This window comes from Clostridium sp. UBA7791 (assembly GCF_002480755.1).
GTDB classification, from domain to species: Bacteria; Bacillota; Clostridia; order Clostridiales; family Clostridiaceae; genus Clostridium_J; species Clostridium_J sulfidigenes.
Genome location: NZ_DLCT01000011.1, coordinates 134,995 through 154,075, shown reverse-complemented (window position 1 = coordinate 154,075; position 19,081 = coordinate 134,995). Strand labels below are relative to the sequence as shown.

16 protein-coding genes are annotated in these 19,081 nt (G+C 30.1%); 1 reads left to right on the top strand and 15 read right to left on the bottom strand.

Annotated features, from left to right (window positions below):
- Positions 1-399 precede the first annotated feature (399 nt).
- The 8 genes from B3Z56_RS14570 to B3Z56_RS14535 form a co-directional block, all read right to left on the bottom strand.
- Entirely contained in the window at positions 400-1,068 is a 669-nt protein-coding gene (locus B3Z56_RS14570; RefSeq protein WP_346879092.1) for a zf-HC2 domain-containing protein, read from the bottom strand.
- Positions 1,065-1,556, bottom strand: coding sequence for a sigma-70 family RNA polymerase sigma factor (locus B3Z56_RS14565; RefSeq protein ID WP_346879091.1), 492 nt, complete (start codon positions 1,554-1,556; stop codon positions 1,065-1,067). The genes B3Z56_RS14570 and B3Z56_RS14565 overlap by 4 nt, the downstream gene beginning before the upstream one ends.
- A gap of 140 nt (positions 1,557-1,696) precedes the next feature.
- Entirely contained in the window at positions 1,697-2,851 is a 1,155-nt protein-coding gene (locus B3Z56_RS14560) for a helix-turn-helix domain-containing protein (RefSeq protein WP_035134744.1), read from the bottom strand.
- 95 nt (positions 2,852-2,946) lie between these two features.
- Positions 2,947-3,453, bottom strand: a complete 507-nt coding sequence (locus B3Z56_RS14555; protein ID WP_035134743.1) for a shikimate kinase — start codon at positions 3,451-3,453, stop codon at positions 2,947-2,949.
- A gap of 23 nt (positions 3,454-3,476) precedes the next feature.
- Positions 3,477-4,553 carry a chorismate synthase gene (aroC, locus tag B3Z56_RS14550; RefSeq protein WP_346879090.1) on the bottom strand — a complete coding sequence of 359 codons (1,077 nt, stop codon included), beginning with the start codon at positions 4,551-4,553 and terminating at the stop codon, positions 3,477-3,479.
- Positions 4,531-5,814, bottom strand: a complete 1,284-nt coding sequence (gene aroA / locus B3Z56_RS14545; RefSeq protein WP_346879089.1) for a 3-phosphoshikimate 1-carboxyvinyltransferase — start codon at positions 5,812-5,814, stop codon at positions 4,531-4,533. Before aroA ends, aroC begins: the two co-directional genes overlap by 23 nt.
- Positions 5,815-5,825: 11 nt before the next feature.
- Positions 5,826-6,887: a 3-dehydroquinate synthase gene (aroB, locus tag B3Z56_RS14540; RefSeq protein WP_346876305.1), complete on the bottom strand. Its 1,062-nt coding sequence runs from the start codon at positions 6,885-6,887 to the stop codon at positions 5,826-5,828.
- Positions 6,856-7,224, bottom strand: coding sequence for an arsenate reductase family protein (locus tag B3Z56_RS14535; RefSeq protein ID WP_346879088.1), 369 nt, complete (start codon positions 7,222-7,224; stop codon positions 6,856-6,858). Before B3Z56_RS14535 ends, aroB begins: the two co-directional genes overlap by 32 nt.
- 238 nt (positions 7,225-7,462) lie before the next feature.
- Between B3Z56_RS14535 and B3Z56_RS14530 the strand changes: the two genes are divergently transcribed.
- Positions 7,463-8,383, top strand: a complete 921-nt coding sequence (locus B3Z56_RS14530) for a type II CAAX endopeptidase family protein (protein WP_346879087.1) — start codon at positions 7,463-7,465, stop codon at positions 8,381-8,383.
- Positions 8,384-8,596: 213 nt separating this feature from the next.
- Here the strand turns inward: B3Z56_RS14530 and nifJ are convergent, their stop codons facing one another.
- The 7 genes from nifJ to B3Z56_RS14495 form a co-directional block, all read right to left on the bottom strand.
- Positions 8,597-12,115 (bottom strand): pyruvate:ferredoxin (flavodoxin) oxidoreductase, encoded by a 3,519-nt coding sequence (gene nifJ / locus B3Z56_RS14525; RefSeq protein ID WP_346876302.1) that lies wholly within the window; start codon positions 12,113-12,115, stop codon positions 8,597-8,599.
- 279 nt (positions 12,116-12,394) lie between these two features.
- Entirely contained in the window at positions 12,395-13,798 is a 1,404-nt protein-coding gene (locus B3Z56_RS14520) for a VWA-like domain-containing protein (RefSeq protein WP_346876301.1), read from the bottom strand.
- Positions 13,799-13,804: 6 nt separating this feature from the next.
- Positions 13,805-14,938, bottom strand: a complete 1,134-nt coding sequence (locus B3Z56_RS14515) for an ATP-binding protein (protein ID WP_346876300.1) — start codon at positions 14,936-14,938, stop codon at positions 13,805-13,807.
- Between the two features lie 13 nt (positions 14,939-14,951).
- Entirely contained in the window at positions 14,952-15,755 is an 804-nt protein-coding gene (locus B3Z56_RS14510; RefSeq protein ID WP_346848739.1) for a hypothetical protein, read from the bottom strand.
- A gap of 235 nt (positions 15,756-15,990) precedes the next feature.
- The gene (locus B3Z56_RS14505) at positions 15,991-17,220 is read right to left on the bottom strand and encodes a sensor histidine kinase (protein ID WP_346876299.1); all 1,230 of its coding nucleotides are present in this window, start codon (positions 17,218-17,220) and stop codon (positions 15,991-15,993) included.
- On the bottom strand, positions 17,207-17,941 hold the full coding sequence (locus B3Z56_RS14500; protein WP_346848737.1) for a LytTR family DNA-binding domain-containing protein: 735 nt from the start codon (positions 17,939-17,941) through the stop codon (positions 17,207-17,209). Before B3Z56_RS14500 ends, B3Z56_RS14505 begins: the two co-directional genes overlap by 14 nt.
- A gap of 41 nt (positions 17,942-17,982) precedes the next feature.
- Positions 17,983-18,702: an accessory gene regulator B family protein gene (locus tag B3Z56_RS14495; protein WP_346876298.1), complete on the bottom strand. Its 720-nt coding sequence runs from the start codon at positions 18,700-18,702 to the stop codon at positions 17,983-17,985.
- Positions 18,703-19,081: the final 379 nt, after the last annotated feature.

Sequence of the window (19,081 nt, the reverse complement as noted above, 5' to 3'; positions counted from 1 at the left end):
CACTATTTCCAAATACTACTGCAACTAAATGCTCTGTACTATCTGTTTTCTTACCATTTTTTAAATGCTTTTTTTATAGAAAATTTGTGATAATAACACAATAATATATGGGATTAACATGATTATTACTAAATCCATGCTTATAACTCCTTTATACATAATTTTAATCATTATAAAACATAAATCAGAGAAAACGGATTTCTTGTAAGTTTCAAATTAAACAATCCTTAACCTCCGACATATCTAGCTAAACTACTAAATCTATCTCCACTTAAAGGGTATTGATTTTAATAACCACATTGTAACCTATAATCAGCTTATTTTATAGAAAAATGCACAAAACGGTATATTCTGTGCATGAAATTCCAATTAAATAACAAAATTGGTGAACAAATAATCTTATTCTGCTACGTAGTCTTCAACAGCTTGAATTATACCTTCTCCCTTTATAGATAATGGAGCTATTACACACTTGTCCTTACTAAAGATAATTTGATAGTTTTCAAATTCGTATATCTTATTACCATTTTCTTCATTTACTAGTTCTAAATGTTTAGTCATATCTTTTAATGATATCTTACCCTTTTCAAATGCATCTTTTATTTCTATTCGATTTGCAAAAAAATCAATAAAATATGCTTCTTCTAATTTATAGGTATATATCTTATAATCATCATAATCTCCAATAAAATCGATACTTTCATTCTCTTCTATACTCATATGCAAATAATTGCCTACGCCTTTATTATTATACTGCTGATGATATGCCGAGGTTAGTGTTATAACTAATCCTGCAAATAACAATGCACATATAACTGCTATTGCAATCAATAACTTAACCATTGTTGAATATTTTTTCTTACATTTTTTAAAATAATGTACTTCCTTGGTATTGTTTTGCTTCTCTTTATCTGAAATAGACATAGGTTTTATCATTTGCTGAAATTCTTTATTACAATCTTTACACTCTTTTAGATGCTCTTCTATATCTCTACATGTTTCATCACTTATCAAATTATCAACATAACTTGGCAATAAATCTTTTACTATATAGCAATCTAATTTCATTTTGTTAACTCTCCTTCCATTAACTTCTTTTTTCCCCTATAGAACATTACCCTTGAATAGTTCTCTGATTTCCCTATTATTTCACCTATTTCTGCAAAAGATAGATCACTCGAAATTCGCAAATAAATAACCTCTTTCATATTATCATCTAATTCCCTCAGCTTCTTATAAAAGGCTAACTTATCAAATCTATTCATAACCTCAGAATTTAGATCATAAGAATCCATTATATCTATTTTTATTTCTTCCATTGAAATAGTTTCATATTTCTTATTCTTTTCAAGGTGTTTGTACCAAACATGTTTAGCAATCTGACAAAGCCATACAGAAGGTTTACAATCCCCACGATATTTATTAATAGTTTTCATAGCCTGATAAAAAGTTTCCTGTGTTAGCTCTTGTGCTAAATTATCATCATGTACCATAGATAATAAATAGTAATACACCTTTTTCCCATGGCTTTTATAGTACACTTCTATATCTTCCACATTTTCACCTCCTATTAGTAAGTCCGTAAAATATTAATTTCGTTACAAAAAAATTAGACGATAAATTCTAGTTCTTACATTATCGTCTAATCTTTTACTTATAAGGATTATAAATTTAATGTTAATTAGCCTTAATATCACTATTTTTTACCTTCATAGAGTTTTGTTCCTGGTAAGATTACCTTAAAACAATCTTCTGCTCTAGAGTTTATAAAGGTCACATTTTTTTTGAAAGGCTTTTTTATCCTTCCAAATCCACCTTCATTGTTTAAAAATCTTTTATTTTCATCTAGTGTTACTAGTTTTTCATAAAGCCACATATTTCTTCTATTATAGTTAATTCTTTTTCCTGTGGAATTGTTCTGTATCATTTGTCCTGGGCTATTAACTATTGTACTATTTCTAGATATCACCACTTCTATAACTCTATCTATGGAAGAATATTCCCTATAAAGCACTGCATTGTTTATTGCCTCAACTATAGCTCCTATAGGATAATTCTTAGGTAATATTTTTCTTAATATATCTTCGCTTTTATCTATCATAGATAAGAGATTACCTTGTACAACATTTACTCGGTCTTTTCCCTTACCTAAATTATTAGTTATTCTAATCATGTTTTGAGGTATACAAAGACTATTGTTATCAGAAAATACTAAAAGACCACCCAAGGTACATTTCTCTTCTCCAGTATCCTTATCTGTATATGATATTCCTGCACTCCTCATAAGAAATTTCTCATTAGAGCTATTAATAACTATACCTTTTTTATGAAAATAGTTTTTTACTATTTCCATATTTATAAGGTTTATATCACTTCTTACCACTTGGGAAGTTTCAATAAAAAAGTCTAAATTCTCCTCAAAGGCTTCTACTAGTTCCTGTTTCCTCATAGTGTCAGTGGTAGAGCCTCTTCTGATATAAAATGCTCCATTTTCCTTAAGTTGATATGGCTTTTGTTCTCCATCATATATTGTAATTATACAAATCCTTTTTTCGCTTATATTATACTCATCTACAGAGATTGGGATTGGTGGCTCACATCTAGAAGATATTATTTGTTGTACTTGTTCTTCTGTGAAAACTTCACTTTCATCTAAGCCTATTAACTCTTTTGTTTTATCCTCAATACCTACAACTATATATCCTCTTCCACCCTTTGAATTAGCAATGGCACAAACATCTTTAGCTAGTTCTTTTTTGCCACTTTCAAAATCTAAGGAAAGCTTTTGTTTAAAATCTAACTTTAATCCTTCTTGCCGTTTTATGATAGACAGTATTTTCTTAGTATCCATGATCTCACCTCAATTCTCTATATTAATATAATATTAAAAAGGATCCATATATGACTTTATAAACAGATAAGATTTAAGGAATATATCTATTAATACTAACGCTTATGGAGCTTAATTTTAATTATATCCTTTATAATATTAATAACCTTTTCCTTACTATCATTATTATCTATAGTAATATGAGCATATTTTTTATAGAGCTTATACCTTTCTTTATGTAAGTCATATATCTTATCTTTTCCTTCTTTTAAAAGAGGTCTATTTGATATATCTAAAGTTTCTATTATTTTTTCCGGTTTTCTATCTATAAATATTATACATCCACTTTTCCCTAATGCATCCATGTTCTCTTTTCTCTTTATAACGCCACCCCCTGTGGCTATAAGAGTATTTTCTAGTTTAGAAACCTGTTTAACTGCTTCTGTTTCCCTATCTCTAAAGTATTCTTCACTAATGTTAAACATTTCCTTTATAGTCATATTGTTTTTTTCTTCTATATATTCATCTAAGTCAATAAAATTTATTTCTTCATCCTTACTAATTATATTACCTAGACATGTTTTCCCACATCCTGAAAGACCTATTAATATGATATTATTCAAAACTCTTCTCCCTTCTAGAATACTTATTGAAGCATCATATCTAAAATAGCAATGGCAGTGACACACTCCACCACTGGCACTGCTCTTTGTACTATACAAGGATCATGTCTTCCCTTAATTTCTAAAATATCATCAGCTTTTGTATCCATGTTTACAGTTTTCTGTGGTAAAGCTATAGATGGCGTTGGTTTAAATGCTACTGAAAATATAACTGGCATTCCACTAGTAATTCCACCTAGAATCCCCCCATTATTATTAGAATAAGTTTTTATGTCCTCACCTTCAATATAGTACTGGTCATTTGCCTCACTACCTCTTAGTGTTGAGATGTTAAATCCTTCTCCAAACTCTACTCCCTTAACTGCTGGAATAGAAAAAAGCATATGGGATAATACACTTTCTACTGAGTGAAACATTGGACTTCCAAGTCCTACTGGTAGGTTAATAACAGCTCCTTCTATAACACCTCCAATAGAATCTCCTAAAGCTTTAACCGCTAAAATTTCTTCTTTCATTTCTTCGGAAATAATCTTATTTAAGGTAGGAAATCTATCCTTCCTCAATTCTTGTAATAATTCTTTTCTTATATTTACTTTGTCAAAGCCATGATCTTTTATCTTTCCAATAGACTTTATATGTGCACCTATATACACATCATATTCCTTTAAAATATCCTTACATATTGCTCCTACAAAGACTAAAAGAGCTGTGAGCCTACCAGAAAAATGTCCACCACCTCTATAGTCATTATACCCTTCATATTTAATCATGGCTGGGTAATCACAGTGACTTGGTCTTAGCTTTACCTTAAGCTCTGAATAATCCCTAGATTTAGTATTGTTATTTTCAATTATGGCTGATAGTGGTGCCCCTGTAGTTCTTTCTTCAAAAATTCCGCTTAAAACCTTAGGTATATCTTTTTCTATTCTAGAAGTAGACAATGAATCTTGACCTGGTGCTCTTCTTCTCATTTCTTCATGAACAAAGTCAAAATTTATCCTATGACCTGCTGGCAACCCATCAATTATAACTCCTATGGTATCACCATGGGATTCCCCAAAAACTGATACTTTTATTTTATTTCCTATAATTGAACTCATCACCTTCACCCCCTAATTTAAAATAATCCTTAAAGAAATTAGGATAAGACTTCTCTACGGCACTAGGATTATTTATGATTACATCACCATTAGCTCTTGTGGCTGCTATGGCCAAGGCCATTACTATTCTATGATCATTGTGAGAATCAACTTCTCCACCCTTTAATTCATTAACACCTGATATTATTAAAGAATCTTCTAACCCTATTATATTTGCTCCTAGTTTATTTAACTCTTTAGTTATAGCATGTAGTCTATCACACTCTTTAATTCTAAGTCTTTTAGCATTTACTATTTTAGTTTCCCCCTCTGAAAGGCTAGCAAGCACCGTAAGAACTGGAACTAAATCGGGACAATTAGAGGCATCTATTTCTATGCCCTTAGTCTTAGAAGGTTTTACTTTTATACCTTCTTCACTTTCTTCCACATTACATCCCATAGCTTCTAAAATATCTAATATGACCTTATCTCCTTGAAGAGAATCCTTATTTAGACCAGAACATACTATAGAAGAACCCAATGCCCCTGCTACTAAAAAAAAGGCTCCCTGAGAATAATCTCCCTCTACATAATAGTTTCTACTATTATATTTTTGGGCTCCTCTAATATTAAACTCTTTATAATTATTATTTTCTATCTCTATGCCAAAATCCTTTAAAGTATCTAAAGTAAGATCTATATATCCCTTAGATTCTAGTTTTGTAGTTATCTGAATTCTAGAATTCCCCTCTAAAATGGGAAGAGAAAACAGTAGCCCTGTTATAAATTGTGAGCTTATATCTCCCCTTACTCTATATGTACCACTAGTAAGTTTTCCGCTTACCTTCAAAGGTAAACCGTCCTCTTCCCTTGAATATTTTATACCCTTTTCTTCAAAGATTTCATAATATGGTTCTAGTGGTCTTGAAATTAACTTTCCTTCTCCATGAAATATATAGTCACCATCTTTGGTTAAAGCTAGTGGAATTAGAAATCTTAGAGTTGAGCCAGATTCTCTGCATCTTAAATCTAGTTTCTTTTCATAGGAAAACATCTTTCTTCCATCAATATATAAGTTTTGATCTTCAATATTAACAACTGCTCCAAGCTCCTTCATTATCTCCATAGTAGCTTCAATATCCTTAGAAAGTTGTATATTATCCACCCTAGATATCCCTCTACTTAGAGCAGCTGCAATTATCCCCCTATGCCCTAAACTTTTAGAAGAAGGAACAACTATATTCCCTTTAAGTAACTTGGGTTTTATTATAATTTTATCCATAGCTTTTCCTCCTAAATAAATTTTTCTAATTCTTCATGAGTAACCTTATGAAGAAAAACCTTACCTATGTCTTCAATAAGAATAAGGTTTATAAAATCTCCTATTGTCTTTTTATCTACTGAAATAGCATTAATAATATCTTCCCTGGTCTTTACTTGGAAATCATAGGGCAAGTTAAATTTATCTAGTAGACTTTTTATTCTGTTAGCAACTCCATCCTTACATATATTTAACTCCTCACATCTAAGGGCTATAGAGTACATCCCTATAGCTACAGCTTCTCCATGAGAAACACCCTTATAATTTTCAAGCTTTTCTATAGCATGGCCTATGGTGTGACCAAAATTTAAAATCATCCTCTCTCCTTTGTCCTTTTCATCCTGCTCTACTACCTGTTTTTTTATACTACAGCATTTATATATTATATCTTCTATATATTCAAATAAAGCTTCATAGCTTTCTATACTTTCAAACTTTTCAAAGAGCTCTTTCTCCTTTATTAATCCATATTTTATAGCTTCACCTAATCCATCATTTACATATCTCTTTTCTAAGGTTTTAAGCACCTGAGGATCAATATATACTGCCCTAGGATGATAAAAATTACCTATTAAGTTTTTTCCCCTAGGTAAATCTATAGCAACCTTACCTCCTATAGATGAATCGATTTGGGCAAGTAGTGATGTTGGAACTTGAACAAATGGAATTCCCCTTAAAAGAGTAGCTGCGCAAAAGCCTGCTAAATCTCCAATGACTCCTCCCCCTAAAGCTATAATTAAATTTCCCCTATTTAGCTTAAAATCTAAAAGTTCATTATATAGCTTCATTAAAGATTCTATTGATTTACTCCTTTCACCAGGTTTCAAAACCACCTTTAAAACTTTAAAATCATTATCCTCTAAAGACTTTTTAACTATATCTCCATAAAATTTATCTACATTTTCATCAGTAATTAAAGCTATTTTATTTCCTTCATATATATTTGAAATCTCTTCACCTATACTGTTTATAATTCCTGATTTAATGAGAATTTCATATTGATTATTGAGAAGGTTTATTTGTAAATTTCTCATAATTATCTTCCTTAAATCCCACTAATACTTTATCTCCATCTATAAGTATAGGTCTCTTTACTAACATTCCATTAGTAGAAAGAAGTTCTATGGCTTCATCCTTTGACATGTCTTTAATCTTATCCTTTAAATTCATTTCCTTATAAAGCTTTCCTGAGGTATTGAAGAATTTCTTAATCTCAAGTCCACTTTTGTCAAGCCATAAAGCTAACTCTTCCTTCGTTGGGTTATTCTCCACTATATGTCTATCCTGAAATTCTATGTTATTTTCAACAAGAAATTTTTTTGCCTTAATGCATGTAGTACACTTTGGATACTGAATAAATAATATGCTCATATATGTTCTCTCCTTTTATTTTAAATAGTTACTTACTGTTATTATAAAATATTTATTACTAATTATTATACATTAATGAATTATATTTTCACATATGAATTCATTAATAGAAACCTATGTATTAAATTACTCCTTTTATATTATATATATTGTGAATTAATATATATAGTGTAAAATATAATATAATGTTACATATACATTACTGTGTATATTTTATAATTTTAATTGGGGGATTCTTATGAAATTTTTTAACACACATTCCGTTATGATTGAGGAAGCAAAAAAAGCTAAACTGAAACACAATCCATTTCTCAACTTACTTATATCCTTAGTTCTTATTTTAGTAAGTCAATTTATACTTGTGATTCCTATGGCAATAATAGGTTTTATAACTGTGATTAAATCCAATGGATTATCTATGACCATAGATAATGAAACTTTAACTCTTATAAATTTATTTGGTACTGGATTTTTAATTATACTCTGTATTTTATATTGCAAGTTTAGTGAAAAAAGAAATCTTCGCTCCATGGGGTTAATAAAAAAAGGTGCTTTTAAAGAATATGTCATTGGATTAATAGTAGGGCTTGTTATGTTTAGTGCTGTTGTATTGATTCTAATGATTTCTGGACACTTATCCTTTGTTAAGGTTACTCTGTCTTCTCTTCCTCTAATTATTATTTTCTTTATTGGTTTTATGATACAAGGTGCCAGTGAAGAATTTCTATGTAGAGGCTTTTTATTAACTTCAATTGCTGCTAAAAATGGAATTATTCTCGGTATTATTTTGAACTCCTGTTTATTTGGGTTTCTCCACATTTTTAATTCAGGATTTTCTATACTACCAATGATTAATATTATTTTAGTTGGTATATTCTTTTCCGTTTATGCCTATCGTACAGATAATATTATTGGAGTATGTGCAATTCATACCATGTGGAACTTTGCTCAAGGTAATATATATGGAATTCTTGTTAGTGGAATGAACATAGGACCTTCTATTTTGAAAGTTAATAGTTTTAGTGACTCTTTACTATCTGGTGGTAACTTCGGAGCTGAGGGTGGTCTTGCTTGTACAATTGTATTAATTATATCTACATTGCTTGTGGTGTTTATTCCCAAAAAATCTATTTCTACATCACCAAGTGAATCATATTAAATTATATTATATTATAAGGAGGCTTTTATGGAGACTTTATTTGCTTTTATTCCTATGTTAATTATTTTACCCATAATTTTATTGTTTTGGGGTTTAGGTATTTATGCACTGGTACTTATCATTAAAGCTTTAAAAATTTATATTAATAAAAACTCATAATGTATCTAAATTATAGAAGACCATATCATAACTATGAAATGGTCTTCTAATTTTTTATTCTTGAGTTGATAACTTCTTATAGTTATTATATCTTTCCATAGCATCTGCTTCTGTCTTTGCAAATAATTCCTCTGCTACTTCTGGAAATACCTTGGCTAAAGATGCATACCTAACCTCACCTAATAAGTAGTCTTTAAAGCTTCCATTTGGTGCTTTTGAATCTAAGGAGAATGGATTCTTAGTTCCTTTTAAATCTGGATTATATCTATATAAAGTCCAATATCCACACTCTACTGCTCTCTTCTGTTCTTCTTGTGAATAAGACATTCCAGCTTTAATACCATGATTAATACATGTAGAGTAAGCTATTATTAATGATGGTCCATCATAAGCTTCAGCTTCTGAAATAGCTTTTATAGTCTGATTTTTATCTGCTCCCATGGATACTTGAGCTACATATACATAACCATAGCTCATAGCCATCATTCCTAAATCCTTCTTCTTAGTTCGTTTTCCTGATGCTGCAAACTTAGCTACCGCAGCCGTTGGAGTTGATTTTGATGATTGACCTCCTGTATTAGAATAAACTTCTGTATCAAAGACTAATACATTTACATTTTCTCCTGATGCCAATACATGGTCAAGGCCACCATATCCTATATCATAAGCCCATCCATCTCCACCAAATAGCCATTGAGATCTCTTAACAAAGAATTCTTTATCTTCTAGTATCTTCTTAGCTATTTCACTATTTTCTTTCTGAAGAACTTGGGTTAACTTAGTTGCTCTATCTCTTGTACCTTCACTCTTATCTATGTTATCTAACCAATCCTGTAACACAGGCTTAGCTACCTCTGAGATATTGCCACTTAGAGCTTCTCTTATATTCTGTGCAATTCTTTCTCTTATGGTTTTAACAGCCATAAACATTCCAAAACCATACTCAGCATTATCTTCAAAGAGTGAGTTAGCCCATGCTGGTCCATAGCCTTCTTTATTAGGTCTATAGGCTGTTGAAGGTCCTCCAGCTGCCCAAATTGATGAACAACCAGTAGCATTAGCTACCATCATTCTATCTCCAAATAATTGAGTTACAAGTTTAGCATATGGAGTTTCTCCACATCCTGCACATGCACCTGAGAATTCAAGGAGAGGTTGCTCAAATTGACTACCCTTCACAGTATTTTTGTTCAATGGATTCTTCTTGTTTGCAACTTTTTCTACAACATAATTCCAGACTTCTATTTGATCATGTTGGCTATCCTGTGGTTTCATAACTAAAGCTTTTTCTTTAGCTGGACAAACCTCTGCACAGTTTCCACATCCAGTGCAATCTAAAGGCGTAACTCCTATATGGAAAAACATTGGAGCTTCTGTTTTAAGACCCTTGGCTTCTAGCAACTTCATATCCTTTGGAGCATTTTCTTTTTCTTTTTCATCTAATAGAAAGGCTCTAATAGTGGCATGTGGACATACATATGAACATTGGTTACATTGAATACAGTTCTCTGAAATCCACTGTGGTACATTTACTGCTATTCCTCTCTTCTCAAAGGCAGTAGTACCTGCCATGAAGGTACCATCATCTACTCCCTCTCTAACCAATGTAGAAACTGGAATATCATCTCCTTCCATCCTATTCATTGGTTCTACAATATCCTTAATAAATGCAGGATAATCCTTCATTATATCTAACTTATCATCCTTAGCATCCTTCCATTTACTTGAAACTTCTATTTTAGCTATAGAATTTATTCCTGAATCAATGGCAGCATGGTTCATATTTACAACTTTTTCACCCTTCTTACCATAGGAAGTTATAACTGCTTCTTTTAAATATTTTACTGCATCTTCAATAGGTATGATATCTGCTATCTTAAAGAAGGCAGCTTGCATTATCATATTTATTCTTCCACCTAACCCAATTTCTTGGGCTATTTTAACTGCATTTATGATGTAGAGCTCTATATTATTTTCTGATATATATCTTTTTAAGTCAGCTGGTAATCTATCTTCCAAATCTTTTTCTGTCCATTGAGTATTTAAAAGGAATTTTCCACCCTTCTTTAATCCTTGTAATAAGTTATAGCTATATACGTAGGATTGGTTATGGCAAGCAACAAAATCTGCCTTGTCAATGGTATAGTGAGATTTAATTGGTTTATTACCAAATCTTAAGTGAGAAACAGTTATTCCACCTGATTTCTTAGAATCATAAGAGAAATATCCTTGAGCATACATATCTGTATGATCTCCAATAATCTTTATAGCACTCTTATTAGCTCCAACGGTACCGTCAGAACCTAATCCCCAGAACTTACACGAGGTTGTGCCTTCTGGCGTAGCATCTATATCCTCCTTTGGCATTAGTGATGAGTTTGTAACATCATCAATTATTCCTATGGTAAATCTATCCTTAGGTTTATCTTCTTTAAGATTTTCAAATACGGCAGCTATATGAGCTGGAATCGGATCCTTTGAACCAAGTCCAAATCTTCCACCTACTACTAATGGAGCATTTGCTTTTCCAAATAGTGCTCTTACTACATCTAGATAAAGAGGTTCCCCTATAGAACCTGGCTCCTTAGTTCTATCAAGTACTGCTATCTTCTTAACTGTACTTGGCATAGCTTTTATAAACTTCTCTATAGAGAAAGGTCTATAAAGTCTTACTTTTACAAGTCCTACCTTTTCTCCCTTATCTCTTAGATAATCTATAGTTTCCTCAACTACTTCAGATACAGAACCCATTGATATGATTATCCTATCCGCATCCGGTGCTCCATAGTAATCAAAACAGTGATATTCTCTTCCTGTTAGTTTTGTTATTTCACTCATATAATTTTCTACTACAGTAGGTATATCTTCATAGTATCTATTAAGTGATTCACACATTTGAAAATACAAATCAGGATTTTGAGCAGTTCCCCTTGTAACTGGATGATCTGGATTTAAAGCATTTTTTCTAAACTCATCAATAGCTTTATAGTCTACTAGTTTTGCAAGTTCCTCCTGCTCTATAACCTCAACCTTTTGTATTTCATGGGAAATTCTAAAGCCATCAAAGAAACTAAGAAATGGCATTCTAGCCTTTATAGCACTTAAATGTGCTACTGCTGCTAAATCCATAACCTCCTGAACAGAGCCTTCTGCAAGCATTGCAAATCCTGTTTGTCTTGTAGCCATAACATCTTGATGGTCACCAAATATACTTAAGGATGACGTAGTAAGAGCTCTAGCTGCAACATGTATAACTCCAGGTAATCTTTCTCCTACCATCCTATACATGTTAGGTATCATAAGTAATAGACCTTGTGATGCTGTATATGTAGATGATAGAGCTCCTGCTTGTAAGGAACCATGTAATGCTCCAGCTGCCCCTGCCTCAGATTGCATCTCTACTACTTTAACAGGATGACCAAATATATTTTTTCTCCCCTTAGCGGCCCATTCATCTACTAGCTCAGCCATAGGTGTAGATGGTGTAATTGGGAATATAGCAGCTACTTCTGTAAATGCATAGGATATATGTGCTGCTGCTGTATTACCATCCATAGTCTTCATTTTTCTCATGTTATTACCTCTTTTCTTACAGTTTAAATATATTGATATGAAGGTATTGAGACATATATCTAATGCCTCAATAGCCTTTTGTTACTTTGCTCTAAGTTATAAATCTTTAATTTTTACTCTTATACCATTTATATGTTGAGCTAAATAAGTGGATATTATGTATAGCATTAAAATTTATTAAAGACTTATTACTTAACTATAAGAAAATGAGGCATTCACAAAACAGAGCTATCTATTTTGTAAAAGCCTCATTGGTAAAACTATATAATTTTTAATACTCTATATTGTAGGTTCAACACTATTCATGGACCAACCATCATTTCTTACGTCATGTATATCTATAAACTCATCCTTCTCTTCTATAGCCTTAAGCCTCTTTACTACTCCATAAGGCTCCTTTAAAGATAATTTATATCCTCTGCCTGATATTATCCATAAAGTTCTATAACCTTTTGGAGTAACCTTTAAGTTATCTTCACCTTTACCATCAGTAAAGTATATAAGTAAGTTAGTGTCAGTGTTATTTATATATTCAAATACAGGAGTAAACTGTGTTCCTCCCCCTTTAGTAACCCTTTCTCTTATATCCTTTACAGACTTAACCCTATATGTTCTTCTAATATTGCTATCACACTCTATTATAGTAACTTCACTATTATAATTTTTTACTATTGAAAGTACTTCTTTCATAGCTTGCATAAACTCAGCATCACTTATACTTCCACTTATATCTATAGCTACAGCAATTTTAGCCCTATGACCTCTTAACTCCCCTTTTAAATCTAATCTATTAGGTTGTCTTCGACTTCTTCTTGTTACAGTTTTCTTCTTACTACTCTCTAAGGTTCCCATTATTTTTTTTAAATAAATATTCCATGGGATTTCATTTTCACTTCCCTTTAAAGTGTTTAGCATAGCTTCTATCTCTATTGGAAGCTTTCCTTTACTAGAAAGCTCTGCAAATTTCTCCGTAAAAGACTTCAGAGTTTTATCATCTATATCATCAGATTCATCCCAGGTATCATGAGTCTTTTTAGGATCATATTCATCCTTAGTATCACCTTTAGAATCATCCTCTTCTCCTTCTTTGTCCTCTTCTAACAAATCCAATTCTCCTTGAATTTCTCTCACATAGTACTCCATAGAATTATATGGTTCTAACTTCAAATTATATTTTGTATTTACCCACTCTAAGGTAGTTGCATAGGCAGGTAAGAAATTAACATATTGATTTGCAACTATGTCCATAGCCATATTAACAGCTAAGGTACTGTATTTTTTTCTTAATTCCTTTGCCCTTACTAAATGTAATGCTAAAATATGATGTATTTCATGTTTTATAGTCCCTTGCATCTGACTCAAATTAAGTTGTAAAAATATAAAAGGATTAAAATAAACAATATATTTAGCTCCCTTAAAACTTATGGCTGTAGGTGTAGCTATATCATATCTTATTTCTCTTTTTACCTGAAATAAAAAGTATCCATAGAAATTTTCCTTCTCTTCCATCATGGCTAGATTTACTCTATCTACTAGTCTATAAAACTCCAACTTTAAGTCTTCTGGCATATCTACTACAAATTTTTCGCCATCTCTTCTGGCTTTAAACATCTCTCCACCATTAACTATATTAGTTACCCTATTATAAAGCTCAACCCTTAATTCTTCAAAATTCTTACTCATGCCTATCTACCCTTTTATCTCAGTATAAGTTGCAAAGTAATTCTCTACAAAGTCTTCATTTTCTAATATGAAATTATATATTTTTTTTTGACTTTCTCTCATATCCTGCATAATTCCAATCATCAAATCTACTGGATAAAAGCTAAGAAACTCTACAAATCTATCTATAACTCTCTTTATAGCTGCTACTTCTAGCTCTTCAACTTTGCTGCTAATATAATTTATCATATTACTTCCTGTTAAATATAATCTAGTGTGGCTCTCATTGGATATCCTAATTTTAACCTGCTCTGATAAAACTTCTTCTTCAAATACTTCTTCTGGAGAAATTAAAGCAGTATTATCCGACTCCATAAAATCCATAAGTTGCTCTGCAATAATTCTTCCAAGATTCCCCCTTAAAACATTTAAAAATACTCTTCTTGGTATACTATCTTTATTTTCTTTATATAACTTATAACTTTTAGACACTCTTTCAAAGCTTCGTGGGGTAGCCCTTATATCATCTTCGTTAATACTGTGTAGATGCTCTGGAAAAGTAGATATGAATTCTATTACTTTTCTATCAACTTTATTTTCCGAAGCCCATTTAATCCAACCCTTTGCATCACTTTCCATGTTAAGCCAAACAAATCGATTTTCTTGGGCAGCATCCATATCTACTACTTGATAATCAAAGTCTGAGCCGTATTTACTGGATGGATTCATTGCAGCTAATATCTTTACTTTATAATGAAGCTTATATCCATTTATCTCTCTATTTAATATCAAATTCATAAGCTCTTGTTGTACACTATGCTCACACCTATTTATTTCATCTATAAATAAAAGTACATCTTTACCTTCTAAAATAAGATTATCTATTTCTCTAAGCTTTGTATGAATAGCATAGATAGTTGTCTTTTTACTTACTACTCTTCCATGTTCATCTTTAATAGTATATTCTTCCACTGTAGGGAGTCCACCTATTTCACCCTCCTTTAAAAGGTTTCCATCTATAACAACTAAACTCCATTCTCTTTGTCTCGCCAAAGTCTTTGCAAGAGCAGTCTTGCCTATTCCACTCTCTCCTACAATAAGAGGTACTTCATTAGTTTCTATTACAAGCTCTACACTTTTTAATGTATCATTAAAGTTCATTTGCATTATCCTCCTACATAATCTTTAGCTTTTCATCTATAGCAACTCTTTTTGCTCTACTACTTCCATACTTATGAATAAATATAATCTTATCCATAGAAATATTATTATACTTTTTATTTATACTTTCACAATTGATAAAATTTCTTACATATCTCTCTTCTATATCTTCACTAGATAATCTTTCTTTTAATACTCCTTCGAGCTCTTCTATAGAAATATCTTTTATAAGATACTTAATTACTAGTATATTTTCTTTTAAAAATTTTATCATCTTTTCTTTATCTAGATTATGAACAAACTTAATAGCAGCTTCATTATTTCTAATGGCAGATATCTCAGCTTTTTCACTAGGATTGTTAATATACCTTAGGGCATCATAGCTAATATTTACAGCCACTAGCTGCACCTCTTCACAAGGATTTTCTATATACTTAATGGAATCATAATTTTTCTCAATAGCCAACCTCTGAAGATAACAGCTAGGATTCTTTATATACTGAATAGCCCATCCCTTTTGTTCAATCCCTAGATTTACTAGTTCTTCACTAGGAGCATCTATATATTTTAAAGTATTCCAGCTTTCCTTTACTGCATACTCTTTCATTTCTAAGGTAGGCTCATCTATAAATTCAATAGCATTTATATTACTCTTCAATGCTTTTATATTCATTTCCTCTGTTGGATTTTTTATGTACTGTAGAGACATTCCATCCTTCTCTACGGCCAAAAGCTTCATTTCTTCTGTTGGGTTCTTTATAGTTTTTATAATAATTGGATTCCTCTTTACCATTTCTATAGCTCTATTATAATCCATAACCATATTCCTCCTAGGTTCATAGCACACATAAGACTTATAAAATCTTATAACTGCATAACCTTCACTAAACAATGACTTTATTAAGTAATAATAATTCTCCATTTAATTATATCATTTTATAGTATATTTAAAAGCGCTTTTTTCAATAACTTTATTATAATTTCTTCAAGGTATATATGATTATTATCAAAAAATGAATATCAAAATTAATTGATATCCATTTTCTATGTTTTTAAATATGTATTTCAACAGAAAGCATATCGTCGTCTGTTTCTATTAAAATATTGCCTTTATTACCACTCACTATTTTTTGAACATTATGTAGTCCATAGCCCCTACTAGAACCCTTAGTTGAATATCCTTCTTTAAACATTGAGGATATATTTATTTTATTCATATCTTTTACAGTGTTTTTTATAGTGATAACATATCTACCGTTGGTAGAATAATCTTCATCTATATATATCTCAACTAATTTATTTGGACTCTCCTTAGCTGCTTCTATAGCGTTATTTAGTAAATTAGTTAATATAATTACCATATCTGATTGACTAATCTTTATATTATTCAAGCTATTTTTAATGTTACACTTTATGCTTACATCGGCTTTTTCTGCTTCACAAATTTTACTATAAATAAGAGCTCTTAAAATTATATTATCTATTGCCATTAGCTTTGTTAAAGTATCTTTATAAGTTATATCTTCTATATACTTCTTTATTACTTTATTAACTTCATCATAATTTCCCACCTGAAGAGTTGAGTATATCACATTTAAATGATTTTTATATTCATGTTCACTAGCCCTTAACTTCTCAATATACTCATTTAAAATCAAATTATATTTATTTTGAATTTCTAATATTTCATTTTCCTTCATAATTTTATATATATCCCTACACAAAATCATGGTTATTACAATGAATACTAACAATGCTGAAAATAATCCAATTCTTAATCCACTGCCTATAAAATGACTATCATTTATAAATATTAATATAGTTAATATTAGAAATAAATTAACTATTCCTGTTATGATAATTTTAGTACTTATCTTAGGTATAGTTGAAATATTCACCTTAATATATTTAGTAAAGTAATATATAGTACCTAAGGTAATTGTAAATACACCCACTAATGTTAAGGTTAAATTTATACTCTCTGTATTAATATCTAATATACCTACTATAATTCCAACAATACTTTCTGCTATCATTAAAACTAATAACGATATAGTTATCTTTATTAGTGATTTATAAAAAGTGTCATTATGTAAAAATTTATTTATGAATGCATATATTATAGTTAAAGCTCCTATAGTAACTACTGGTATTTTTATAACAATACCAAAAACATATGCTAATATAATAGAAATTAAAACATTTTTAATATTAATTTTATCAAATAAAATATTGCAAATCATACCTAATGTAAACAACTCTAAAAAATTATTTATACTCATTTTCATACCCTAAAATTTCAAATACTTTTTCACAGTAACTTATAGATAAGTCAATAATGTCGCTGATGTTAACAAAATGTACTTTCCATAACTTAGTATACATCTTGTCTATTCTTTTTATATATTTAGTGTTTACAATAAAGGATTTATGACATTGTACTATACTATTTGATTCAATCATACTTAAAAGCTTCCCTAGAGATAATTTTGCATAAATTACTCCATTCTTAACTGTTACAATTTTGCACTTCCTTGGTATATACTCAGCAAAAACTATATCATCATGATAGAGTTTATAGGTTATTTTATTTTCTATAGTTATCATACTATACTTTCGATTGTCATTTTTTTTAACATTTTCTTTCATAAACACATCTATGATTCTTTTAATATCTTTTTTACTATAAGGCTTTATTAAGAAATCATAGCAGTGTATATTTTTAAATGCATCTACCATCTGATAACCTTGACTTGTTATAAATACTATTCCTTTTAATTCATAGCCTTCCATAGCTCTAATTTTTTTAGCTATATCTATCCCAGATCCATCTGGTAAGTTAATGTCAATAAAGAATAAGTCAACATTTTTTTCACTAATGACTTTTAATGACTCTTTAAATGAATGTGCCGTTAGGAGCTCCACATTATTATAGCTTTCTTTAATTAGGTTAGATAAATTATCACTTTGAATAATATCATCTTCTATTAACAATAATTGCATCTTCATCACCCCTAACAATTATAGCACATTTTAGATAATTATTACTTTCTTTTTTCTCTTAATTCTAATGGTAATTCAACTTCTCCCCAAAAGAATATAGAAGAAGATTTCAGTGCTGCTTCTCCTACTCCTATACTAGCATTAGTTAATACACCACTCATAAGTTTTCTTAAGTCGAATTTTTTCATTAAATTTTTCATTACAGATTTCCCCCTGTTATTCATATAATATTCATAAATCATATATGTTCCAAATAATAATACAAGATTTATGTACACAGAATCATTTACTACTCTTACTAAAGTATATGTAAATAAATATATGAAGCTTGTCTTTAATTTTAATTTTAAAATTACCTTAGGATCTTCTATTGCTTTAATCTTAGTTCTATATTTAGCAGTAAAAATTGTAGCTATAACAGATACTAATATTAAAACTCTTATGAATCTTGGTATTATTATTATAGAAGATAAAAAATACATACTTAAATATATTCCTGTAGTCTTTATAAAGCATCTTGCAAAGCTTTTACAATGCCCACCTCCAAGTTTAGTTCTAACCCCTAAAATTAATACTGTAATTATGAAAAATTCAGGTAATCTTTTAAGCATAATAGATATTAAAAGTATTATAAAGAATTTGATCCCTTCACTTATAAAAATCTCTACCCCATATCTAATTCTATCAAGATAATATATATCTTCTATATTAGATTCTGTAGCAATAAAATTCACAATTTTTTTTACTAAAATACTAATCATAAAATCCCTTCTTAATTTCAAGTTTTAACAAAATTATACACCATTGCTATATGTTTTATTTTGAATTTTCATGAAATTACTTATTTCATACCTAAAATTCCTTATTTTTCACACTTAAACTTTATTTTACATTAATTCTTAACTTACATGTTCGATATTTAACCTTTCGTTCCAAAAACCACACTACAAGATTATTTTAAGCTATAATCATACATGAATAACACACTTATATAGAGGTGGTTTAATTACAACACCAGTAAAATATTAATAGAAATAATAATCTCAAATTCCTTTCATTAATATATATAAAGCACCTCTATATTCATTTTATACTAAACTTATATTTATATTTATATTTAGAATCTTTTATTGTGAGGTG